The following is a 21,704-nucleotide window of genomic DNA, read 5'->3' as shown; positions in this document are numbered from 1 at the left end:
TGCAACGTAGATGGTTTCCCCTGGGACACGGTGGTGTCAGACGACCTCGAGGTTGGTCGTCTCGGCGTCCAGCCAGGGCCCGCCCTTCGGGTGGATGACGAACGCGTCGAAGGTCGCGGCCGTCGCGCGCACGCCGGCCGGCCTGAGCTGGTCCTGGGGGACGATCGCCAGGTTCGGCGCGCTCACCGTCGGTGCGGTCGCCTTTCCGCCGAAAGCCTCCGACGCCGCGCGCATCACCGCCGCGAGCCGATCGGCGGTCGGCTCCGGCAGGAAGAGCGTGCCGAGCGTCGCCACGCGGTCGATCCCCCGGGCGGTCGCGATCTCGGACAGGAACACCGCCGCGGCGCCGACGGCCTGGCCCGCCTCCTCGACGAGCAGCAGCCGGCGCGGCCGTGGATCGCGGAGGGCGTGCTCGAGGTGCGCCGCGTCGGGCGCCGCCCACAGCACGCGCTCGCCGCTGCACGCCGCCATCACGGCGAGCACGTCCTGCACGGTCGATGCCGGCGCGGCCACGGCCCGCGGCGGCGCGGCGCTCGCCCGGGGGAGAAAGCCGTGGTTCCGGCACGCGGTGAGCCGCTTCAGCTCGAGGCCCACCGCCGCCACCGCCTTGAAGAGCACGCGCTGCGCGGGCGCGGACCGCGCCTCCACGAACACCGCGATGGGCAGGTCGGTCGTCCGGAGGCCGGCGAGGAGCTCCGTGTACAGCCGGCTCGCCAGCCCTTGCCCCTGGAACTTCGGCCGCACGCTCACGAACGAGAGGACATATCCCTCCGACGTGGCGCCCCGGAACCGGAACCGGCGCGGCGCGACGCCGATGAAGCCGGCCGGCTCGCCGCCCTTTCGCGCGAGCACGGCCTGCGGCGCCGGGCCGGGGAAGCCGAACTGCCATCTCAGGTAGCCGGCCGTGTAATGGAGGGTCGGCGGAGGCCACGCCTCGCGCAGCACGAAGCTGGCCTCCTCCGCCGCCGCGATCGGATCGACGCGCTCGAACTGCATGGACGCGAAGCCTCTCAGATCCCCCGGGAAACGGAACTGCGAGCGAGCGGCGAAGCGGCGATGCGCCGCTCTACAGGGTCGCCATTTCGGGCGCGCGCCGCACGACATCGGGCCAGCCGGCCGGATCGCCGCCGTGCTGGGCCAGGAACGCGTAGACCCACCGCTCCAGGCCGAACGCGATGCACACGCTGTGCATCGGGCCCGCGCCCTCGACATCGCAGCTGAACGCGCGGCCGAAGAAGTCGGTATGGTAGTTCAGCGAGCCGGCCGCCACGCGCTCGCCCTCCGGGAGCATCAACGAGATCTCGTATTTCGTCTCGCTGCTGATCTGGAAGTACGTCTTGGCGGCCGCGTCCGGCGCGATGAAGAACGGGTCGCTCGCCGTCCGGATCTCGCCGGCGAGCCGGTGCTCGTCGAGGTAGCGCGCCACGATCTCGTTCCCCTGCTCGCGCAGCGCGAGGACGTCCTCCCGCGACCCGAGGAAGACGATCTCCCGCATCGTGAACTCCCAGAGCCGCCGCAGGTCGACCATCTTGCTCGACTCGTAGCGGAAGCAGCGGCCCGCGAGGGCGTAGCGCGCGCCGCCGGCCGGCAGCACCCGGCCCCGGTTCGCCGCGTACACGTGGTAACAGACCGCCGGCGAGAGGCACACCTCCGGCGGCGCCATGTCGCTCAGCGCGCGCTCGTCGAGCGTGTCCCGGTCCTGATGCCGCGCCCGGAAATCCTCGATGAGCGGCATGTCCTCCGGCAGGTGGCACGTGAACGTGACGATGTGCGGGAACGAGCGGAAGTAGTCGCACTTCGCCAGCGTCGCCGCCGGGATCAACGTCGGCACCAGGATCGGGCTCGGCGAGAACGGCGCGCCGAGCGCCTCCAGCGAGCGATCGAAGTAGCGGTAGAGCCGCAGCGGGATGCCCTCGAGGGCGACCTGGCCCTGGCCCATCTGCGTGATCCCGCCGGGGAGCGCGCCGCCCCGGAACTCCACCCGATCGCACGCCGGGCTGCGGTACACGAGCTTGCGCGTGAGCTGGCGCAGGCTGCGCTGCATGGTGCGCGCGAGGCCCTCCGCCGCCTTCGCGAGGTCGGCCGCGCGCTCCTCGGGGGCCTCGAACTCCAGCGCGGCGCCCTCGCGGACGAAGCGGATGTTCGCGATCTCCTTCGAGAGGAAGGCGATCTGCTTGGGGATCTCCTCCTGCGCCATCTCGGTCGCAGGCGCCGCGAGCTCGACGGTGACGACCCTCCTCACGGCGCGAGCTCCTGGATGAGGGAGCTCAGCGCGCGCGGCGTGCGGGCCACGCTGAACCGGTCGTCGGGGAGCGCCACGTTGAACCGGTCCTCCAGCTCGGTGAGCAGCTGGAGCGCTCGAACCGAGGAGAACCCCGCGTCGTAGATGTCGTCATCGGGCTTGATCTCGGCGGGCAAGCGGCCGACCGTGACGATGACATCGATCACCTTCTCCACCTCGATCATCATGAAAGAACTCCAGGGTTAAGATGCGCTGTCGGAGCCCGAGCGACGCGCAGCGTCGTCCGCGCCGTGCCTTCTCGCACTGGGATCGGCGCGGTCCGCCGCGGGCCCGATGGGCGGCGGCGGCTCGGTCGTCCGGAGTGATGCCACCCGTCGGGCCGGATTGCCAGCGACGACGGTGTACGGAGGGACATCGGCCATCACGATGGAGCCCGCCGACACGACGCTGCCCTCGCCCACCGTGACCCCCGGGAAGATCGTGGACCGGGTCCCGAGCCAGACGTTGTCCTCGATGACGACCGGCCGCACCTCGGCGTCCGAGGGAGGCAGGCCCCGCCTCCGGGCCTCCGGATCGCTCGGGTGGCCGCTCGAGTCGAGGATGAAGACGCCCGCCGCGATCATGCAGTGCTTGCCGATGGTGACCGACTTGCCGACGACGATCCGGCAGCCGTGCCCGATCCCGGTGTTGTCGCCGATCCGCAGCGTGGGGCGGTCGCAGAACCGCGCGGCGAAGATGAAGTCGGTCTTGCCGTCGAGCACCACGTTATCACCGAGGATGATGTCGCCGCGCCCATTGATGAAGTGGATGAAGGTCCCCGTCCGGACACCCTTGCCGTACTGCACGCAGTGCGACTTGAAATGCGGCTCGCAGACGAGCACACGCGCACCGAAATAGTACACCTCGCGCGCGGCCTCGAACGCCATGCGCATCGGGACCACGATCGGCCGCGGCGCGGGCAGGGTGAAGCTGCGGACCTGCCGGCGCACATGGCGCAGGGCGCGGGCGACGTCGTGATCGGAGGAGGCGAGGAAACGAACCAGATTCTTCATAGAGGGTCGCTCGGCGCGGACTGGTCCAGTCTGCGATGTTCACCGGGTCGCACGCGGCCAGAAGGACGAAACGAACGGAGGCCGGAGACTATAACCCGAAACTCGCCACGCCGAACCTGCTCTTGGCCGACCTCTCTCTCTTCGGCCTCCGCAGGGCCTCTTTGGTCTCTGCTGGGTCTCTGCTGGGTCTCTGCCGGGTCTCTGCCGGGCCTCTTTGGTCTCTGCCGGGCCGCTCTTCCGCCTCTCTCTGCCGCTCTCTGCCCCCATGGCAAACGATGCGCCAATCGACGTTGGCGAGTAGCCTGGTTGCAAGATTTCGTAATAACGTGACGGCGAGCCGCGTTACGCCGCGTCATGGCCGGGCGGGGGAGCGTCCGCGGGGCGCTTTGCCTCCATACGGGGCAAAACGCCCCGGAGCAGGGCCAGGCCGAGCGCGGCCTCGACGAGGGTGAGCGCGACGGCCCACGTCGTCGTCGAGGCGGCGATGGCGGCCAGGCGTGCGTCGCGCGTCGCGCCGGCCGCGAAGCCCTCGAAGAGCGCGGCGGCGAGCACGTCGCGCGTGCCGAAGCCTTGCGGCGTGATGGGGAGCGTCACCGCCACCATCAGGATCGGGATGTACGTGAGGGCGGCTCCGAGGGGAACGCGCACGTCGAAGAACCAGAAGGGGAGCCAGGTGCCGGCGAACAGGACGAGGAGATGCGGGATGCGCGCGGCGAGCGCGACGAGGTGGCCGCGCACGCCCGCCTCGAAGAGCGGGGCGAGGAGCTTCGCGCGGGCGAGCCGGGCGGGGCGCAGCGCGAGGATCGCGAGGTAGAGCGCGCCCGCCGCGAGGAGCAGGGCGGACCCGGCGAGCGGCCCGCCGTTCGCGGGCACGGCGACGGCGCCGAGGAGGAGCAGGCAGCCGAGCCACGACGCGTACACGACGAGCGTCGCGCCGGCGACGCGCGCGAGCGGCACGGCGTGCACGCGCGCGAGGAAGACCGTGATGAAGGCCTGACCCACGTGGTGGTTGAGCAGCGACGGGAGGTAGGAGGCGCCGCGGAGCACGAGGAAATCGCGGAAGGCGACGGGCGCGATCAGGCGGCGGTAGACGAGGACGGTCGCGAACGTGTCGGCGCCGAGGAGCGCGAGGACGAAGAGGGCGGCGAAGGCGACGAAGAGCGGGGCATCGACGCGCGACAGGGCGGCGCGGAAGGCGTCGAAGTCGAGCCGGCCGAGGACGAACGCGACGAGCGCTGCCGCCAGCGCGAAGGGCAGGGCGCGGCGCGCGCGCCCCGCGAGGCGCGGCGCGGGACGCTCCTGCAGGTCGCCGTCGCGCGGGCGCGGGCGTGGTGACGGAGCGTCGGCGAAGGTTCCCGTGTGGGTCGAGGAGCGCAACGGCGGGACCGTAGCAGAATCCCCGCGCCGGTGGCCGAGCCGAAGCCGGAGGGAGCGGAGCCCGTCGCGCGCGACCGCACGGCGCGCGGCGACCGCGCCCCACATGGGGCATAGTCGTCCGCCATGTCCAAGTACGATTACGATCTGTTCGTCATCGGCGCCGGCTCCGGCGGCGTGCGCGCAGCCCGCATGGCCGCTTCCTACGGCGCCCGGGTCGCCGTCGCCGAGTCGCGCCACCTCGGCGGCACCTGCGTCAACCTGGGGTGCATCCCGAAGAAGCTCCTCGTCTACGCCTCGCACTACGCCGAGGACTTCGAGGACGCCGCCGGCTACGGCTGGACGGTGCCCGGCCACGGCCCGAGCGGGAACGGGCACGCCGGCCCGTCGTTCGACTGGTCGACGCTCCTCCGCAACAAGGACAAGGAGATCGAGCGCCTGAACGGCGTCTACGAGCGGCTCCTGAAGAACTCGGGCGCCGATGTCCGGCGGGGGCACGCCCGGGTCGTCGATCCCCACGCCGTCGAGATCGACGGCGCCAGGATCACCGCCGAGCGGATCCTCGTCGCGACCGGCAGCTACCCCTGGATCCCCGATCTCCCCGGGCGCGAGCTCGCCGTCACCTCCGACGACCTGTTCCACTTCCAGGCGATGCCGCGGCGGGCGGTCATCGTCGGGGGCGGCTACATCGCGGTCGAGCTCGCCGGCATCCTGCACGGCCTCGGGGCCAAGGTGTCGCTGATCCACCGCGGCCTGCACCTCCTGCGCGGCTTCGACGACGACATCCGCGCGTTCCTGGCCGCCGAGATCCAGAAGAAGGGGCTCGACCTCCGCCTGGGCGCGAGCGTCGAGAGCCTCGCGCGGCAGGGCGACGCGCTCGTCGCGACGCTCGCCGACGGCACCGAGCTCTCGGCCGACTGCGTGCTGTACGCGACGGGGCGCCTGCCGAAGACCAAGGGGCTCGGCCTCGAGGAGGTCGGGGTGAAGCTCGACGAGGAGGGCGCGGTCGTGGTGGACGACGCGTTCCAGACGTCGGTCCCGTCCATCTATGCGCTCGGCGACGTGATCGCGCGCGTGCAGCTCACGCCCGTGGCCATCGCCGAGGCGATGGCGCTCGTGAAGACGCTCTTCCGCGGCGAGCGCGCGCGCGTGGACTACGCCGGCATCCCGACCGCCGTCTTCAGCCAGCCGAGCGTCGGCACCGTCGGCCTGTCCGAGGCGCAGGCGCGAGAGCGCCACGACGTCGCCATCTACCTCTCGACCTTCCGCGCGCTCAAGCACACCCTCTCCGGGCGCGAGGAGAAGACGATGATGAAGCTCGTCGTCGACCGCGCGACCGACCGGGTGCTCGGCGTCCACATGGTCGGGCCCGACGCCGGCGAGATCGTCCAGGGGTTCGCCGTCGCGCTGAAGTGCGGCGCGACCAAGGCGCAGTTCGACGCGACGATCGGCGTCCACCCGACCGCTGCCGAGGAGTTCGTGACCATGCGCGAGCCGCTGCGGAACGCGGATCGCAGCCCCCCGATGGGGATCGCGCCGAGCTCCGCGTAGCCCGGGGTCCCACGGGGCGGCGCCGTCCGCGCCCGTCCGCTTCGGTCCGTCTGCGAGCGCTGGCGGTCGTCCCCGTCCGCTTCCGTCCGCTTCCGACCGCTTCCGACCGCTTCCATTCGCTGATCCGAGCTCGCTCGCTCGCGTTCGCGCTCGGCGCGCTCCTCTGGTATGGACCGCGCGATGTCGTCCCACGCCTCGAGCCACTTGAAGCCGGTCGGCCTGCTCGCCCGCACCAGCGACCGATCGTTCTACGCCTTCAATGCCGTGCTCTCCGCGGCCGCGCTGGCGTTCCTCGCCTACATCCTCATCATCCGGCGGGGCGCGGGCGGCGCGGATCTCCGCTTCATGCCGCCGCTGAACGCCGCCTTGAACGCGACGGCCGCCACGCTCCTCGTCGCGGGCTGGATCGCGATCAAGCGCCGCGCGATGGTCGTGCACAAGTACCTGATGGTCTCGGCGTTCGCCGCCTCGTCGCTGTTCCTCGTCGGCTACCTCGCCTACCACTTCGTCCACGGCGACACGAAGTACCAGGGCACCGGGCCGCTGCGCGCCGTCTACTTCGCCGTCCTCATCTCGCACATCGTGCTCTCGGCGGGCATCGTGCCGCTCGCGCTGACGTCGTTCTACTTCGCCTACAAGGCGAACTTCGCGAAGCACGCCAAGGTCGCTCGGGTGACGCTGCCCCTCTGGCTCTACGTCTCCGTCACCGGGGTGCTCATCTTTTTCATGCTGCGCGGAAGCACCCCAGCCGTGCCGTGACCGCCGCGCTGCGGCGCTTGTACCAGGGGCGCTCTAGAAGTCCTTGATGCTGCCGCGGCGCCCCTGGAACCCTCCGAAGACGTACCGGTAGGCCGAGAGCACGGCGTACGAGAGCTCCTCGTACTGGTAGATCTCCTCCATCAGCGGGATCGGGTCCTGGTAGAGCGTGTCGCTCGCCACGGTCCTGGGCCACGGCAGGCGGTCCGGGTCGGCGCCAGGGACGCCGGCCTCCCTCATGACCTTGAGGAACTCGTGGGCGAGGAGGCCCTGGCCGATGACGCTCGGGTGAACGCCGTCGAGGCTGACGATGCCGCCGGCCTTGCGGCGCCCGGCGCGATCGACGTGGTAGAAGCGGGTGTCCATCGGCGGCGCGACGTTGGCCGCGAAGTACGCGGGGAACTCGTACGACGGCTCGCCGCCGGTGCGCCGGTACGCGAGCCGGTCCAGGCCGCCGGAGACGTCGACGAGGTGATACCGGGGCGCGCGGTGGCGAGCGTTCCTCTCCTCGATGAGCCGGACGAGCTGCGCGTTGCAGGCGTCGACCGTCTCGTCGATGCGCCGCGCGTCCGCCGCGGTGAGGTGCGGCGCGCCCGCCTCGATCAGGCGGGTGCCTCGAGCGAGCGGGGGATAGGTGTAATAGGGGTAGTAGCGCGGGAGCCCGGGCAGCGGGTCGCCGACGCCCGTGGCGATCGGCACGATCGTCACGTGAGGCACGTTGGCCACGAACACCCGCCAGCCCGGGCTCTCGTTGCGCCGCATCAGGGTGTCGACCCGGTCGAGCAGCTCGCGGTACTCGGCGACGAAGTCGTCGGGCATCCAGAGGTTCCACTGCGCCCGGGTCCGCTCGTCGAAGCTGAGCGAGGCCGGCCGCCGCTCGGGCCTGTCCTCGGTCGCCGCGACGCTGAGGAGGATCGCCGAGCCGACCGCGTTGTTGGGGCCGAGCCAGAGGAGGAGGTTCTCGACGCCCCATGGTATCCGAACGCGCGGCGCGGCGCGGCAGGTTCGCCGCGCGGCGGCGGCGCGACGCTCTCGCTCAGCGCGGCGCCGCGCGTCTGTGCCGGACGGCGCTCACGATGCGCACGGCGAAGAGGAGCGCGAGCAGCGCCGCGTAGATCATCGGCTCTGTCGTGTCCTTCTTCACGCGGAGGAAGAAGTGCACGATCCCGAGCACGGCGGCGGCGTAGGCGAGGCGGTGCAGGCGCTTCCAGCGCGCGGCGCCGAGGCGCTTCAGCATGCGCGCGGTCGACGTCGCCGCGAGCGGGACGAGCACGAGGAGCGCAACGAAGCCGGCGAGGAGGAAGGGGCGCTCGGTGATGTCCTCGACGATCGCGCGCACGTCGAGGCCCTGATCGACGATCGCATACGTCAGGAAGTGGGCGCACGCGTAGAAGAACGCGAGCAGCCCGAGCGCCTTGCGGATACGCAGCGGAAAGGTCCAGCCCGACACGAGCTTGAGCGGCGTCGCCGCCAGCGAGGCGACGAGCAGCACGAGCGCGAGCAGGCCGAGCTGGTTCAGCGCCTCGGCGACGGGGTCCGGGCCGAGCGCCCCGGCCCCGGCGCGCAGGCCGAGCACGACCAGCGGGATCAGCCCGCCGGCGACGACAGCGGGCGGGAACCAGCCGAGCTTCCGGCCAGACGGCACGCCGGCGCCGACAGCGCGCGGCGGCGACATCGTCCTCGCTGGCGCGCGCATCATCAGAAGCTCTCCCGCAGGTCCATCCCGCTGTAGAGGCCGGCGACCTCCTCCGCATAACCGTTGAATGGCAGCGTGGGACGGCGACGCAGCTCACCGATCCTCCGCTCCGTCGCCTGGCTCCAGCGCGGGTGATCCACCGCGGGGTTCACGTTCGCATAGAACCCATACTCGTCCGGCGCGGCCCGGCTCCAGCTCGTCGCCGGCTGCCGCTCGGTGAGCTTGATGCTGACGATCGATTTGCACCCCTTGAACCCGTACTTCCACGGCACCACAAGGCGAATGGGCGCTCCGTTCTGGCCGAGCAGCGATTTGCCGTAGAGGCCCACGGCCAGCATCGTGAGAGGGTGCATGGCCTCGTCGATCCGGAGCCCCTCGACGTAAGGCCACTCGAGCACGTCGCTCCGCTGGCCGGGCAGCTGCTCTCGATCGAGCAGCGTGGTGAACTGGACGTACCGGGCGCGAGAGGTCGGATCGAGGCGCCTGAGCAGCGCGCCCAGCGGGAACCCGAGCCAGGGGATCACCATCGACCACGCCTCGACGCAGCGCATTCGATAGACGCGCTCCTCCAAAGGAAACCACCGGAGGAGGGTGTCGAGGTCGATGACCTCGGGCTTCTTCACCTCTCCCTCGCACGCGATGGACCAGGGGCGGAGCCTGAGCCGGCCGGCGTTCTGGGCCGGCTCCGACTTGCTCAGGCCGAGCTCGTAGAAATTGTTGTACGAAACGATGTCCTCGTAGGAGGTCCGCGCTTCGTCGGTGACGAACGGGTCTCTCGAGCCCGTCCCGGAGGGCGACGCGCCGGCGGCCGGCGGCCCCGGCAGCGCGGCCGCGCTGCCGAGCGGCGTGGCCGCGCTGCCGAGCGGCGTGGCCTCGCCGCCGGGGGCGCCGGCCGCCGAGAGGCGCGCCGCTCCGCCCGTGAGCCAGACGAGGCCGCCGCCGATGGCCGACGCGGTGCCGGCGAAGAGCGCCGCGTTCTTGAGGAGCTCGCGCCGCCGCAGGTAGAGCGCTGGAGGGGTGATCTCGCCGGCGGGCGGTTCCTTGGGCAGCTTGCTCATGCCCCCATTCTACGATCGGGCGGGGCTCCGGTTGCGGTCGGCCGCGATCACGCGGCCCTTGACAGGAGGCGGAGCGCCGTGTGCGGCGCCTGGTGGAGCGAGGGCAGCGCGAGCATCTGGGCGATGCGCGTGGAGCGCCGCTCGATCCCGCGGGAGAGCGCCGCCCGCTCGCTCCCGCCGCGCGCGGCGAGCAGCGCCAGGACGTCGTCCCAGACCCGCTCGCGCCACCGCGAGAGCATCTCCATCGACACCCAGACCGCGACCTCCGGCGCGGTGTCCAGGAAGAACGCGCTGAGGGGGCAGCCATGCCGCGCGGTGAGGCGCGCGAGCGCCTCGATGACCGAGGCGCGGAGCAGCGAATTGATCTGATCGTGATCGTGCTTGAGCCGCGCGAGCATCGCCCGGTCGGCGCCGTGCCCGAACTCGACGATGGTCGCGTGGATCCCGAAGATCAGGTCGTAGTTGATGTGGGCGCTGAAGCCGAGCAGCGCGTTCTGCACGGGGGGCGTGAACCGCGACGCCGTGCTCGCGTACGCGATGTGCCAGGCGCTGCAGTCCTGCGTCGCGCCCCGATCGTACCAGCCGAGCGTCTCGAGGTACCGCTCGCAGAACCGGCCCGCGAGGCGCGAGATCCACGCCGGCTCGAGGAACATGCCATCGCGTCGCCCGACCTGCGCCGCGACCGCGCGCGTGACGATACCGTAGACGTCGGTGAAGGCCGCTCGCCGATCCCCCGCGGCGAGGAGCCGATCCGTCACGGTGTCGAGAACAACGGCAGCATCGTGGACGCTCGTCGGATGCAGATTAAGGCCGTCGATGCAGCACCTCATGAAGTTCCCCTCCTACTTCTTCGCTCGTGCAAGAGACCTGTCTGATGTTCGAACTCCCGCATCCGACCAGCCTCGCAGACCCCGGTGCGCGCCGGCGGCGCGCAGCACGAACGGTGCAGCAGGGCGCCGTCAGGCGATCTGCCCGGCCCCGGTCGGTCTGGTTTGCGGTCCCGGTGCGCGTCGTTCCCATGTGGAAAGCGGATCTCCTGACCCGCCGGGAGAAAGGTCGCCGCGGCCGTTGCCTCTGGCTTCTCCTCCTGCCGGCCCTCCCCTCGAACCGGCTTCCGCAGAAGAGCGATACTCGATGCGATCCTCGACGCGCTCGCCGCGGGATGCCCCCCCTCGCTGCGGCGCTCTAAGTTCGACCTAGTCTACGACATGGTGTGGGGTGACCACAATTGTCTTATGACGTCTGATCCCGTTCAGGACAATTTCGAGGTTATTCCAACTCGTGGCCTCGAACAAGTGCCTGTTGACCCTGACACGTTTCATTGCGGCGCGGGAGAGCGCCACGGCATCTTCGCGGTTGCGCTGCTACTGGAGCGACGGCTCGTCACACTCGAAAAGCCCCCACTGGCATGGGCGCGAGTCGCGACGAGATGTTCTCGAAACATGCCGAGTGCTTATCCCACGTTGACTGTACGGTTGGAGCGCGCGATGTGAAGATTGTTTAGGAAGTGCCTGAGTCGATGATCAGGAAATTCCCGGTCTGTTTTCCACAGGTGGCCTGCAAAATCTTGTGTTTTTGGTGAAAAATTGTACGAAAACGGGGTATGACGGCGGTCTCGTGCCACACCTGCGGCGGCCGTCGGGATCGTGCTGGCGCACCCGCGGCACCAGGGCTCGCCTGTCATGCCGCGGGGCCCTGTTCGGGTGGGCCTCGCGCCGAGGCGCTGCAGCCTGCGCCTGCAGGCACCGGGGGCTGGCCGTACGGGCGGTGATGGGCCGAAGGGCCGGCCTGACCCCGCGAACCCCAGGCGCACCCCTGGGCGCGGGGCATCGGGCGGCGAGCCGGTGGTCAATCCGGGGCGTGCCCGCCTTGGCGGCGGGTTGACGGCGACGGAGCGCCGCCGTTCATGACGTGCGGGAGGAGAGCGTTCGCTGTCGAGGAGAGGGGAGGCGCCGCCGGCTTCGGGCGAGGCCGGCGGTGCGGCGCCTCAGCCGGTGCCGCCCTTGGCCTGCACGTCGCGGTGGACGAGCGTCGCGCGCAGGTAGTCGCGGTTCATCTGCGCGATCATGTCGAGCGGGATCTCCTTCGGGCAGACCGCCTCGCACTCGCCGACGTTCGTGCAGTGACCGAAGCCCTCGACGCGCATCTGGGCGACCATGTTGAGGCTCCGCTGATCGCGCTCCGGCTGGCCCTGCGGCAGGAGGTTCAGGTGCGTGAGCTTCGCCGCGGTGAAGAGAGAGGCGGACGCGTTCGGACAAGATGCGACACAGGCGCCGCAGCCGATGCACGCCGCCGCGTCCATGGCGCGCTCGGCGACCACCTTCGGCACCGGGATCGCGTTCGCGTCCGGCGCGCTGCCCGTCGACACCGAGACGAAGCCGCCCGACGCGATGATCCGGTCGAACGCGCTGCGGTCCACCGCGAGGTCGCTTACCACCGGGAACGCCTGCGCCCGCCACGGCTCGAGCCACAGCACGTCGCCGTCCTTGTAGTGACGCATGTGCAGCTGACACACCGTCGTCCCACGGAGGGGGCCGTGCGCCTGGCCGTTGATCATGAAGCCGCACATGCCGCAGATGCCCTCGCGACAGTCGTGATCGAACGCGATTGGCTCCTCACCCTTGAGGATGAGCCGCTGATTGAGCACGTCGAGCATCTCGAGGAAGGACATGTGCTCGCTGACGTCGGGCACCTCGTACGTGACGAACCGGCCCGCTTCGTACTTGCCCTTCTGCCGCCAGACATGGAGGGTGAGGCGCATTATTTGTAACTCCGCTGCGTGGGGTGAACCTCGTTGAACTGGAGCGGCTCCTTGTGGAGCTCCTGGGCCTGACCTTCACCTCGCCATGCCCAGGCGGCGACATAGGAGAAGCGCTCGTCGTCGCGCTTCGCCTCGCCCTCGGGCGTCTGGTGCTCTTCGCGGAAGTGACCGCCGCACGACTCCTCCCTGTCGAGCGCGTCACGACACATGAGCTCCGCCAGCTCGAAGAAGTCGGCGACGCGCGCCGCCTTCTCGAGCTCCTGGTTCAGGCCGGTGCCCGTCCCCGAGACGCGGACGTCGCGGTGGAACTGCTCGCGGAGCTCCGGGATCCGCGCGAGCGCGCCCTTGAGCCCGGCCGCGTTGCGCGCCATCCCGCACGCCTCCCACATGATCTTGCCGACCTCGCGGTGGAACGAGTCGGCCGTGCGCGAGCCGTTCGCGCCGAGCAGCTTGTTCAGCCGCGCGCTCGCGTCGCGCTCGGCGTCCCTCACGGCGGGGTGGAGGTCGTCGATCCGCTCGAGCTTCGTCGACGCGAGGTAATCACCGATGGTGTAGGGGATGATGAAGTACCCGTCCGCCAGGCCCTGCATCAGCGCGCTCGCCCCGAGCCGGTTCGCGCCGTGGTCGGAGAAGTTCGCCTCGCCGAGCACGTACAGGCCGGGGATCGTGCTCATCAGGTTGTAGTCCACCCAGAGCCCGCCCATCGTGTAGTGGATGGCCGGGTAGATGCGCATCGGGACGCTGTACGGGTCGTCGCCCGTGATGCGCTCGTACATGTCGAAGAGGTTGCCATAACGCTCGGCGATGGCCGGCTTGCCGAGGCGCCGGATGGCGTCCGAGAAGTCGAGGTACACGCCGAGCCGCGTCGGCCCCACGCCGCGGCCCTCGTCGCATACCGCCTTCGCCGCGCGCGACGCGACGTCGCGCGGCACGAGGTTGCCGAAGCTAGGATAGCGGCGCTCGAGGTAATAATCGCGCTCGCCGTCGGGGATTTGCTCCGGCGGGCGCGTGTCGCCCGGGTTCGCGGGCACCCAGATGCGGCCGTCGTTGCGGAGCGACTCGCTCATGAGCGTGAGCTTCGACTGGTAGTCGCCCGAGACCGGGATGCACGTCGGGTGGATCTGCGTGAAGCAGGGGTTGCCGAAGAGCGCGCCGCGCTTGTGGGCCCGCCAGATGGCCGTGGTGTTCGACCCCTTCGCGTTCGTCGAGAGGAAGAAGACGTTGCCGTAGCCGCCCGACGCGAGGACGACCGCGTCGCCGAGGTGCGTCTCGAGCGCGCCGGTGATCAGGTTGCGGGTGATGAGGCCGCGCGCCTTGCCGTCGATGACGATGAGGTCGAGCATCTCGGTGCGCGGGTACATCTTCACCTTGCCGAGGCCGATCTGCCGCTCGAGGGCCTGGTAGGCGCCGAGGAGGAGCTGCTGCCCCGTCTGGCCTCGCGCGTAGAACGTGCGCGACACCTGCGCCCCGCCGAAGGAGCGGTTCGCGAGCACGCCGCCGTACTCGCGCGCGAACGGCACGCCCTGCGCGGCGCACTGGTCGATGATGTTCACGCTGATCTGCGCGAGCCGGTACACGTTGGCCTCGCGCGCGCGGTAGTCGCCGCCCTTCACGGTGTCGTAGAAGAGGCGGTAGATGCTGTCGCCGTCGTTCTGGTAGTTCTTCGCGGCGTTGATGCCGCCCTGCGCGGCGATGCTGTGGGCGCGGCGCGGAGAGTCCTGGAAACAGAAGCTCTTCACGTTGTAGCCGAGCTCGGCCAGCGTCGCGCTCGCCGCGCCCCCGGCGAGGCCGGTGCCGACGACGAGGACCGTGTACTTCCGCTTGTTCGCCGGGTTGACGAGCTTCAGGTTGAAGCGGTGCTGGTCCCACTTCTTCTCGATGGGACCTTCGGGGATCTTCGCATTGAGCTGCATGATGACGGAGGCTCCGGGCTCAGCGGACGATGCCGAACAGGACGGCCAGCGGGACGGATGAGAAGCCGACGAAGAGCAGGATCGACGACGCGGCCGCGAGCTTCTTGAGCGCCGGCGTGTAGCGCGGATGGCTGAAGCCCACCGACTGGAACATGCTCCACGCGCCGTGGTAGAGGTGCAGCGCGAGCAGGCCCATGGCCACGACGTAGGCAATCGCCGCGGGCGCCGAGCCGAAGCCCTTCACGACGTTGTCGTAGGCGTCGAGCGGCACGAAGTCGGGGTGCACGGTGCCCGTCGTCAGGTGGAGCAGGTGATAGACGATGAAGGCGGCGAGCACGCCGCCGCTCAGCAGCATCGTCCGCGCGGCGACGTTCGGGCGCCGCTGCCCCTTCACCTGGTAGGGGACCGGCCGGGCAGCGCGGCTGTGCTGCGCGAGCGTCACGCCCGTGTAGACGTGGACGATGAGGGAGGCGAGGAGGACGATCCGCGTCCCCCAGAGCAGGGAGGGCGTCCCGTGGAGGAAGGCGGCATAGTCGTTGATCTTCTCCCGGCCGAGGAAGACCTGCAGGTTGCCGGTCATGTGGCCGATCACGAAGCCGAAGAAGATGACGCCGCTCAGCGCCATCGCGATCTTCTTGCCGACGAGGTCCCGGTAGAAGGTCGCGGCGCGCTGGGCCCTGGCGGGGAGAGTCGATGGTGCAGCGGTGGGGCTCATCGCTCCCCTCCTTTAGTGGGGTGCGAACGCGTTCGCCAGAGGGAATCTTGAGCTCGATCGCCGAAGAATTTGCGGGCGCTCGCCGCGGATCTCGGCGCGCTCGCCCCATCATCATCCATCCCGCGCGCCCGCGCGGGCGTCAGGCGGCGCAGGGGCCGAGCGAGCGCCGTACCTTGTGGCCGTAAAAGGCGAGCGCGAGCTCAATCGCGAAGATGCCGATGGCCTGCTCCTCCTGGCTGGTGAACGCCGGCAGGCGCTCGTCGCGGAGCACGACGAGGCCGCCAAACGAGCTCTCGCCCAGGCGGAGCGGCGCGACGATGGCGGCGCCGAAGCGATCGCCCTCTGCGGTGCAGAGCAGATCGGGCGCGTCGTCCGCGGACAGGCGGACGGGCGCGAGCGCGCCCTCGATGCGCCCGGCGAGCCGAGCGATGAACGCCGCGGACACCTCGGCGCCGGAGGCCGCCTGGTAGATGGCGGCCCCTTGATCGAGCGCCAGCGAGAGCGCCGCGCCGGTCGTATAGACGACCTTCGCCGCGAGATCCACGGCGCGCTCGGGGAAGTCGTCCCGCGAGAGGGACGCGACGAGGGCGGCGCTCGCCTGGTGGACGGCCGCCACGGCGTCGAGGTGGGTGCGCAGCATCGCCGCCTCGAGCATCCGCTTCAGGTCCTCGATGTCGTAGGGCTTCTCCAGCATGTCGTAGGCGCCGCGCTCGATGCATTCCACGGCGGCCTGCGCGCTCGAGTACGGGGCGCCGACGATGATCTCGAGGTCCGGGCCGAGCGCCTTGAGCGCGGCGATGGTCCCGGGGCTCTCCATGCCGAGCGCCCCCACATCGGCGACCACGAGGTCGAAGCGGCGCGCCTTGACGAGCTCGAGCGCCGCGAGCCCGCTCTCGGCGCAGGTGACGTCGAAGCCGCCCTGGCCGAGCTCGAGCGCGAGCCTGTCGAGGACCCTCTTCTCGGCGTCTACCACCAGCACATGGGGTCGGGCCTGGCTCACTGATGCCTCCTCCTCTGGTCTACGACGGGTGCGCCGCGCCGCCTCGCCATCCGGCGCTGCCGTGATCGCGCGGCGACCGCGGCGGTCGTGGTGGAAGCCGCTCCGCCCGGCGGAGCCCTCTCCGCCCTCTACCACCCGTCCGAAGTCCGCCTACGGTCCAATAGAACCGGTATTCCAGCGAAACGGAAGTCGAAGCGGCGTTGCCGCTCTCCTCCTTTAACAGGGCGCGACGCCGCGCGCCCGGCGCAGATGTGCTCCGGTATGCCGACTCCTGTGGAGCGTGAGCGCTTCTCGCAGCGGGAGGCGCGCGATAGGGGCCTATTTCGCGGGAGGCGCCGTGGTGGTCGCGCGGCGCATGGCGGAGAGGATGTGGTCAATGATCTCGGGGACTCCCTCGCTCCGGTTGCACTGCGCGAACAGGAACGGCCCGTCGCCCCGCATCCTCCGGGCGTCTCGCTCCATGACGCCGAGGTCGGCGCCGACGTGCGGAGCGAGATCGGTCTTGTTGATGACGAGCAGATCCGACTGCGTGATCCCCGGTCCGCCCTTGCGCGGCACCTTGTCGCCGCCGGCGACGTCGATCACGTAGATCGTGTAGTCGACGAGCTCCCGGCTGTACTGGGCGGCGAGGTTGTCGCCGCCGCTCTCGACGATGAGGAGCGCGGGCGCGACGTGATCCATGAGGTCGTCGAGCGCGACGAGGTTGTGGCTGATGTCCTCGCGGATCGCCGCGTGCGGGCAGCCTCCGGTCTCCACCGCGCGGATGCGCTCCGGCGGAAGCGCCTTGTTGCGGTGCAGGAACTCGGCGTCCTCCTGGGTGAAGATGTCGTTCGTGACGACGCCGAGCGGCATCCTGTCGCGCAGCGCGCGGCAGAGCGCGAGCACGAGCGCCGTCTTGCCGCTGCCGACGGGCCCCCCGATCCCCACCGTGAACGCGCGCGCCGAAAAATCGCGGTCCTTCGGCGCCTCCCGCTCGCTGAAGAGCCCCGGATGCGCCCAGTGCTCGTGCGTGTGCCCGTGCGCGTGCGCGTGCGCGTCTCCGTGCGCGTGCGCGTGCGCGTCTCCGTGCGCGTGCGCGTGCGCGTCTCCGTGAACGTGGTCGTGAACGTGGTCGTGGTCGTGGTCGTGGTCGTGGTCGTGGCCGTTGTGCCCGTGCCCGTGCTCCCCGGGGTCGTGCATGCTGTCACCTCACGATTGAAAGAGACGCGAGTAGAGCCGATCCTGCGTGGCCCCGAAGAGATCGAGGAGCGGCGCCGGCTGCGCGAGCTCGTCGACGCCGTGATCTTCACACTCATGGAGCACCGCGTCGAGGAGCGGCGCGCTCTCGAGTTGCAGTCGTTGTGCCTCCAGCGGCCCGATGAGCCCGAGGCGCACCGCCGCCGAGACGACGCCGCGGAGCGAGGCGTGCAGGTAGACGGCCTGCGCGTCCTCGCGCGGGACGCCGAGCGCCGCGAGGGTCGCGCCGAACGCCGGCGCGTGGTGGCCGAGCGCCTCCCGCGCCCGCACGGCGGCGTCGAGGCGGCGGATCTCGGCGGAGGGGAAGACGCGCGCGCTCGTCGCGAGGAACGCGCGGCCCTGCGTCCGGCTCGCCCGGTTCGCGACGTGGTTCACGAGGAAGGCGTCGCAGGCGTCGTCGACGGCCGCGATGTCGAGCGGGCGCTCGTGCGCGGCCCGCACGAGCGGCAGCGCGCCGAGGCCCACCTGCCAGAGCGCGCTCGCGACGAACGACGAGAGCGCGCTCCCGGGTCCGACCTCACCGAGCTGCACCGCCGCCTCCAGGCCTGCGGAGTGCGCGAACCCTCCGACCGGGAACGCGGAGTCGGAGAGCTGGAGGAGGAGCCACCTGTTCATGCGCGCGGATGGAAGCAGACGGAAGCAGACGGAAGCAGACGGAAGCAGACGGAAGCAGACGGAAGCAGACGGAGCGAAGGGTGAACCCGCAGGCGCGGAGCGGCCGAGCGCGGGCTCCCCGCCTCAGAAGAGGCAGTACCTCTGCGCGAGGGGCAGGATCTTCGCGGGGTCGCAGCGGAGGAGCTCGCCGCCGGCCCTCACCTCGTACGTCTCTGGATCGACCGTGATCGGCAGGAGCGTGTTGTTGAGGCGCATGTCGGCCTTGCCGATCTTGCGGCACCGGCGGACCGCCGAGAGGCGCTTCTTCAGGTCGAGCCGGCGGATGCTCCCCTCGTCCATGGCGCGGCTCGACACGAACGCGATGCTCGTCTCGCCGACCGCCGCGCCGAGCGAGCCGAACATCGGGCGCATGTAGTACGGCTGAGGCGTCGGGATCGACGCGTTCGGATCGCCCATCTGCGCCCAGGCGATGAGGCCGCCCTTGATGACGAGCTCCGGGCGCACGCCGAACATCTGGGGCCGCCACAGCACGAGGTCCGCGAGCTTGCCCGGCTCGACCGACCCGATCTCGTGGGACATGCCGTGCGCGATGGCCGGGTTGATCGTGTACTTGGCCACGTAGCGGCGGATCCGGAGGTTGTCGTTGTCGCCCTGCTCCTCGGGCAACCGGCCGCGCTGATCCCGCATCTTGTGCGCGGTCTGCCACGTCCTCGTGATCACCTCGCCGACGCGGCCCATCGCCTGGCTGTCGCTCGAGATGATGCTGATCGCGCCGAGGTCGTGCAGGATGTCCTCGGCCGCGATGGTCTCGCCGCGGATGCGGCTCTCGGCGAACGCCACGTCCTCCGGGATGTTCCGGTCGAGGTGGTGGCAGACCATGAGCATGTCGAGGTGCTCGTCGAGCGTGTTGACGGTGTACGGGCGCGTCGGGTTCGTCGAGCTCGGGATGACGTTCGGCTCGCCGCAGATGCGCAGGATGTCGGGCGCGTGCCCGCCGCCCGCGCCCTCGGAGTGGTAGGAGTGGATCGTCCTGCCCTTGAACGCCGCGATGGAGTCGTCGACGTAGCCCGACTCGTTCAGCGTGTCGGTGTGGAGCGTGACCTGGATGTCCTCGTGCTCGGCGAAGCCGAGGCAGCAGTCGATGGCGGGCGGGGTCGTCCCCCAGTCCTCGTGCAGCTTCAGCCCGACGGCCCCGGCGCGCACCTGCTCGAGCAGCCCCTCGGGCGACGAGGTGTTGCCCTTGCCCGTGAGGCCGATGTTGAGCGGCAGGACGTCCGTCGCCTGCAGCATCAGCGAGATGTGGCGGGCGCCCGGGGTGCACGTCGTCGCGTTCGTGCCCGTCGCCGGGCCCGTGCCGCCGCCGACGAACGTGGTGACGCCCGACGCGAGCGCCTCGTACCCCTGCTGCGGGCAGATGAAATGGATGTGCGCGTCGACGCCCCCGGCCGTGACGATGTGGCCCTCGCCCGCGATGACCTCCGTCGTCACGCCGACGATCATGCCCGGCGTGACGCCGGCCATCACCTTCGGGTTGCCGGCCTTGCCGATCGCCGCGATGCGGCGGCGCTTGATGCCGATGTCGGCCTTGTAGACGCCGGTCCAGTCGACGATGAGCGCGTTCGTGATGACGCAGTCGAGCGCCTCGTCGTTCGAGGCGCCGGCCATCTGCCCCATGCGATCGCGCAGCACCTTGCCGCCGCCGAACTTGCACTCGTCGCCGTACGACGTGTGATCCCGCTCGACCTCGGCGATGAGGCCGGTGTCGCCGAGCCGCACCCGGTCGCCGACCGTCGGCCCGTAGATATCGACATAGTGCCGCCGCTGCATCCTGTGGCTCATGCCTGCTGCTCCTCCCGCGCGGCGTGCGCCGCCCCGTGCGGGCCGACCTGCACCAGCGTGATCGTCTTCTCGTCGCCCGGCTCGAAGCGGACCGCGGTGCCCGCGGGGATGTCGAGCCGCATCCCCGCCGCCGCCGCCCGGTCGAACTCGAGCGCGCGGTTCGTCTCCGAGAACGGGTAGTGGCTGCCCACCTGGATCGGCCGGTCGCCCAGGTTCTTCACGGGGAGGGCGAGCCGCCGCCGGCCGGGGGAGAGCTCGATCTCGCCGGGCTTCACGAGCACCTCGCCGGGCGCCGGCTCGGCCGTCACCTCTGCCTGGCCTGCCGGCTGGAAGAGCGACACGTCGGGCACGGGGAGGAAGCTGCCGTACAGCGCGAGCGCGAGATCGCCGTGCTCGAGCGCGATCGGGTGGTGGACGGTGACGAGCTTCGTCCCGTCGGGGAAGGTCCCCTCCACCTGGACCTCGGCGATCATCTCGGGGACGCCGGCCATCACCTGCGCGCGTCCGAGAAGGCGGCGGCCGACGTCCATGAGCTCGGCGACGCTGCGGCCGTCGCGGATCAGCTCGAGGATCTGCGTCGCGATGAGCGCGACGGCCTCCGGGTAGTTGAGCCTGACCCCGCGCGCGAGGCGCTTCTGGGCGAGGACGCCCGCGCCGTGCAGCACGAGCTTGTCGAGATCACGAGGCGCAAGGTGCATGTTCGCCCTCTCTCCGGCGCGGCGACGCCGCGGCTTTGCCGGCGCGGCGCGACGCTACCACTTTCGTGCGAACGGATCATCACCGAGCTCACCCGCGAGGAAGCCGAGCGCGCCGCGGAGGAAGCCGGCCACGCGCTCGACGCTCGTGCCCGCGACGCGCACGACGGCGCCGCCGCCCCGGAGCGGGCTCGCCGACGCGACGAGCTCGGCGCGCCGCTCGGGCGGCGGCCGCGGCGCGAGCAGCGCCTCCGCCGCGCTCGCGGCGCGCGGGCCGAGCGCGACGAGCGTCGCGAGCGCGTCGAAGCGCCCCATGCGCTCGGGCAGCGCGCCGTGCGCGGGATCGAGCCGCGTCGCGTCGAGCAGCACGGCCCGCCCGCCGCGGCTCACCCGGACGCGCGACGCGTACCGGTCGAACGCCCAGCGCTCGCCTCGCGCGCTCCGGCCCGAGGACAGCGCGTCGACGAGCACGAGCGACGCGTCGTCGGCGAGCGCGACGTCGATGTCCTGCTCGTACCGCGAGCCCGCGAAGCAGACGACCGGATCGGGGATCGCGACGAGGAGCCCGCCTGCTTGAACCTCGGCCTCGAGGCGCTGGCGGCTGACGAGGGGCGAGCGGTAGACCTTGGTCGAGGCCTGGGTGCTGAGCAGCGCGGCGGCCCCGCGACCGACGCGCGCGTGGAGGTGGAGCTCGTCGCCGCCGACGAGGCCGCCGCCGAAGCTCGCGACGAACACCCACGCTGCCTGCCCGTGGTTCTTCGGAGCGAGCAGCTTGAGCGGGCTCCTGGCGAGCGCCTTCTCGAGCACGGTGCGCGCTCCGACTCGCGCGAACACGAGCTCACCGCTGCCGGCCTTCCCCGCGCGCCGCGCGGGCGGCGGCGGGTCTCGCAGGGCGGCGGCAGGATCGCTGGGCGTGCTCACGGGCCGGCGTGCGTACCACGGACCGCGCCCCGGGCGCGAGGGAGCACAGGCGCGTACCGGGCGCCAGGGGGCGCGGCGCACACAGGGGATGCGCACGTCACGCGACCAGGAACACGACCAGGAAGGTAGGGAGAAATTCGAGTCATCTTCCCGATTTCCCTCCTTCGCCGGGAACATGAAACATCCCGGACATGTGAGCATGCTGTCAGGGCTCTCCCGAACACCACTACGGTGCTACCAGCGAGCCAGCCACTGCGTTCCTCCTGTCCCTGACGACAGC

20 protein-coding genes are annotated in these 21,704 nt (G+C 70.9%); 2 read left to right on the top strand and 18 right to left on the bottom strand.

The window, feature by feature from the left end; genetic code table 11:
• Positions 1 to 36: 36 nt before the first annotated feature.
• The 5 genes from WMF44_RS34950 to WMF44_RS34930 all read right to left on the bottom strand — a co-directional run bounded on the left by WMF44_RS34950 (position 37) and on the right by WMF44_RS34930 (position 4,671).
• The gene (locus WMF44_RS34950; RefSeq protein ID WP_437294374.1) at positions 37 to 996 is read right to left on the bottom strand and encodes a GNAT family N-acetyltransferase; all 960 of its coding nucleotides are present in this window, start codon (positions 994 to 996) and stop codon (positions 37 to 39) included.
• 70 nt (positions 997 to 1,066) lie between these two features.
• Positions 1,067 to 2,242: a hypothetical protein gene (locus WMF44_RS34945; RefSeq protein WP_437294373.1), complete on the bottom strand. Its 1,176-nt coding sequence runs from the start codon at positions 2,240 to 2,242 to the stop codon at positions 1,067 to 1,069.
• Positions 2,239 to 2,469: an acyl carrier protein gene (locus tag WMF44_RS34940; RefSeq protein ID WP_437294372.1), complete on the bottom strand. Its 231-nt coding sequence runs from the start codon at positions 2,467 to 2,469 to the stop codon at positions 2,239 to 2,241. The genes WMF44_RS34945 and WMF44_RS34940 overlap by 4 nt, the downstream gene beginning before the upstream one ends.
• A gap of 15 nt (positions 2,470 to 2,484) precedes the next feature.
• Positions 2,485 to 3,294 (bottom strand): acyltransferase, encoded by an 810-nt coding sequence (locus WMF44_RS34935; protein ID WP_437294371.1) that lies wholly within the window; start codon positions 3,292 to 3,294, stop codon positions 2,485 to 2,487.
• Between the two features lie 342 nt (positions 3,295 to 3,636).
• Complete coding sequence (locus WMF44_RS34930; RefSeq protein WP_437294370.1) at positions 3,637 to 4,671, bottom strand: lysylphosphatidylglycerol synthase domain-containing protein; 1,035 nt, start codon at positions 4,669 to 4,671, stop codon at positions 3,637 to 3,639.
• A 123-nt stretch (positions 4,672 to 4,794) separates the two neighbouring features.
• On the opposite strand from WMF44_RS34930, the gene gor reads away from it, so the two are divergent.
• Together gor and WMF44_RS34920 are read left to right on the top strand one after the other, a co-directional pair.
• Positions 4,795 to 6,219, top strand: coding sequence for a glutathione-disulfide reductase (gor, locus tag WMF44_RS34925; RefSeq protein ID WP_437294369.1), 1,425 nt, complete (start codon positions 4,795 to 4,797; stop codon positions 6,217 to 6,219).
• 168 nt (positions 6,220 to 6,387) lie between these two features.
• Positions 6,388 to 6,978, top strand: coding sequence for a DUF420 domain-containing protein (locus WMF44_RS34920; RefSeq protein ID WP_012239178.1), 591 nt, complete (start codon positions 6,388 to 6,390; stop codon positions 6,976 to 6,978).
• Positions 6,979 to 7,011: 33 nt separating this feature from the next.
• On the opposite strand, the gene WMF44_RS34915 is transcribed toward WMF44_RS34920, so the two are convergent.
• From WMF44_RS34915 to WMF44_RS34855, 13 genes are all read right to left on the bottom strand, one after another.
• Positions 7,012 to 7,794, bottom strand: a complete 783-nt coding sequence (locus WMF44_RS34915; RefSeq protein ID WP_437294368.1) for a hypothetical protein — start codon at positions 7,792 to 7,794, stop codon at positions 7,012 to 7,014.
• A 217-nt stretch (positions 7,795 to 8,011) separates the two neighbouring features.
• Entirely contained in the window at positions 8,012 to 8,671 is a 660-nt protein-coding gene (locus WMF44_RS34910; RefSeq protein ID WP_437301650.1) for a sulfite oxidase heme-binding subunit YedZ, read from the bottom strand.
• Between the two features lie 2 nt (positions 8,672 to 8,673).
• On the bottom strand, positions 8,674 to 9,729 hold the full coding sequence (msrP, locus tag WMF44_RS34905) for a protein-methionine-sulfoxide reductase catalytic subunit MsrP (RefSeq protein ID WP_437294367.1): 1,056 nt from the start codon (positions 9,727 to 9,729) through the stop codon (positions 8,674 to 8,676).
• 47 nt (positions 9,730 to 9,776) lie between these two features.
• Complete coding sequence (locus WMF44_RS34900; protein WP_437294366.1) at positions 9,777 to 10,559, bottom strand: DUF5995 family protein; 783 nt, start codon at positions 10,557 to 10,559, stop codon at positions 9,777 to 9,779.
• Between the two features lie 1,157 nt (positions 10,560 to 11,716).
• Positions 11,717 to 12,490, bottom strand: coding sequence for a succinate dehydrogenase/fumarate reductase iron-sulfur subunit (locus WMF44_RS34895; protein ID WP_437294365.1), 774 nt, complete (start codon positions 12,488 to 12,490; stop codon positions 11,717 to 11,719).
• Positions 12,490 to 14,403: a fumarate reductase/succinate dehydrogenase flavoprotein subunit gene (locus WMF44_RS34890; RefSeq protein WP_437294364.1), complete on the bottom strand. Its 1,914-nt coding sequence runs from the start codon at positions 14,401 to 14,403 to the stop codon at positions 12,490 to 12,492. The genes WMF44_RS34895 and WMF44_RS34890 overlap by 1 nt, the downstream gene beginning before the upstream one ends.
• A 19-nt stretch (positions 14,404 to 14,422) precedes the next feature.
• The gene (locus WMF44_RS34885) at positions 14,423 to 15,118 is read right to left on the bottom strand and encodes a succinate dehydrogenase cytochrome b subunit (RefSeq protein WP_437294363.1); all 696 of its coding nucleotides are present in this window, start codon (positions 15,116 to 15,118) and stop codon (positions 14,423 to 14,425) included.
• 139 nt (positions 15,119 to 15,257) lie between these two features.
• The gene (locus WMF44_RS34880) at positions 15,258 to 16,118 is read right to left on the bottom strand and encodes a response regulator (protein ID WP_437294362.1); all 861 of its coding nucleotides are present in this window, start codon (positions 16,116 to 16,118) and stop codon (positions 15,258 to 15,260) included.
• A gap of 318 nt (positions 16,119 to 16,436) precedes the next feature.
• Positions 16,437 to 17,297: an urease accessory protein UreG gene (gene ureG / locus WMF44_RS34875; protein ID WP_437294361.1), complete on the bottom strand. Its 861-nt coding sequence runs from the start codon at positions 17,295 to 17,297 to the stop codon at positions 16,437 to 16,439.
• Between the two features lie 9 nt (positions 17,298 to 17,306).
• Positions 17,307 to 17,969, bottom strand: a complete 663-nt coding sequence (locus tag WMF44_RS34870; RefSeq protein ID WP_437294360.1) for an urease accessory protein UreF — start codon at positions 17,967 to 17,969, stop codon at positions 17,307 to 17,309.
• Between the two features lie 123 nt (positions 17,970 to 18,092).
• Complete coding sequence (gene ureC / locus WMF44_RS34865; protein ID WP_437294359.1) at positions 18,093 to 19,808, bottom strand: urease subunit alpha; 1,716 nt, start codon at positions 19,806 to 19,808, stop codon at positions 18,093 to 18,095.
• Positions 19,805 to 20,506 (bottom strand): urease subunit gamma, encoded by a 702-nt coding sequence (ureA, locus tag WMF44_RS34860; RefSeq protein WP_437294358.1) that lies wholly within the window; start codon positions 20,504 to 20,506, stop codon positions 19,805 to 19,807. The genes ureC and ureA overlap by 4 nt, the downstream gene beginning before the upstream one ends.
• A 54-nt stretch (positions 20,507 to 20,560) precedes the next feature.
• Complete coding sequence (locus WMF44_RS34855) at positions 20,561 to 21,424, bottom strand: urease accessory protein UreD (RefSeq protein WP_437294357.1); 864 nt, start codon at positions 21,422 to 21,424, stop codon at positions 20,561 to 20,563.
• Between the last annotated feature and the right edge of the window lie 280 nt (positions 21,425 to 21,704).

This window comes from Sorangium sp. So ce426, assembly GCF_051475585.1.
GTDB lineage: Bacteria > Myxococcota_A > Polyangia > Polyangiales > Polyangiaceae > Sorangium > Sorangium cellulosum_B.
This window is presented reverse-complemented; position numbering and strand designations above follow the sequence as displayed.

Coding starts and splice junctions, on each gene's coding strand:
- msrP (WP_437294367.1), bottom strand. CDS start 9,729: ATGAGCAAGCTGCCCAAGGAACCGCCCGCCGGCGAGATCACCCCTCCA.
- WMF44_RS34885 (WP_437294363.1), bottom strand. CDS start 15,118: ATGAGCCCCACCGCTGCACCATCGACTCTCCCCGCCAGGGCCCAGCGC.
- WMF44_RS34870 (WP_437294360.1), bottom strand. CDS start 17,969: ATGAACAGGTGGCTCCTCCTCCAGCTCTCCGACTCCGCGTTCCCGGTC.
- WMF44_RS34915 (WP_437294368.1), bottom strand. CDS start 7,794: ATGCCCGACGACTTCGTCGCCGAGTACCGCGAGCTGCTCGACCGGGTC.
- WMF44_RS34940 (WP_437294372.1), bottom strand. CDS start 2,469: ATGATGATCGAGGTGGAGAAGGTGATCGATGTCATCGTCACGGTCGGC.
- WMF44_RS34910 (WP_437301650.1), bottom strand. CDS start 8,671: ATGCGCGCGCCAGCGAGGACGATGTCGCCGCCGCGCGCTGTCGGCGCC.
- WMF44_RS34920 (WP_012239178.1), top strand. CDS start 6,388: ATGGACCGCGCGATGTCGTCCCACGCCTCGAGCCACTTGAAGCCGGTC.
- WMF44_RS34895 (WP_437294365.1), bottom strand. CDS start 12,490: ATGCGCCTCACCCTCCATGTCTGGCGGCAGAAGGGCAAGTACGAAGCG.
- gor (WP_437294369.1), top strand. CDS start 4,795: ATGTCCAAGTACGATTACGATCTGTTCGTCATCGGCGCCGGCTCCGGC.
- WMF44_RS34950 (WP_437294374.1), bottom strand. CDS start 996: ATGCAGTTCGAGCGCGTCGATCCGATCGCGGCGGCGGAGGAGGCCAGC.
- ureC (WP_437294359.1), bottom strand. CDS start 19,808: ATGAGCCACAGGATGCAGCGGCGGCACTATGTCGATATCTACGGGCCG.
- ureG (WP_437294361.1), bottom strand. CDS start 17,297: ATGCACGACCCCGGGGAGCACGGGCACGGGCACAACGGCCACGACCAC.
- WMF44_RS34935 (WP_437294371.1), bottom strand. CDS start 3,294: ATGAAGAATCTGGTTCGTTTCCTCGCCTCCTCCGATCACGACGTCGCC.
- WMF44_RS34890 (WP_437294364.1), bottom strand. CDS start 14,403: ATGCAGCTCAATGCGAAGATCCCCGAAGGTCCCATCGAGAAGAAGTGG.
- WMF44_RS34900 (WP_437294366.1), bottom strand. CDS start 10,559: ATGAGGTGCTGCATCGACGGCCTTAATCTGCATCCGACGAGCGTCCAC.
- ureA (WP_437294358.1), bottom strand. CDS start 20,506: ATGCACCTTGCGCCTCGTGATCTCGACAAGCTCGTGCTGCACGGCGCG.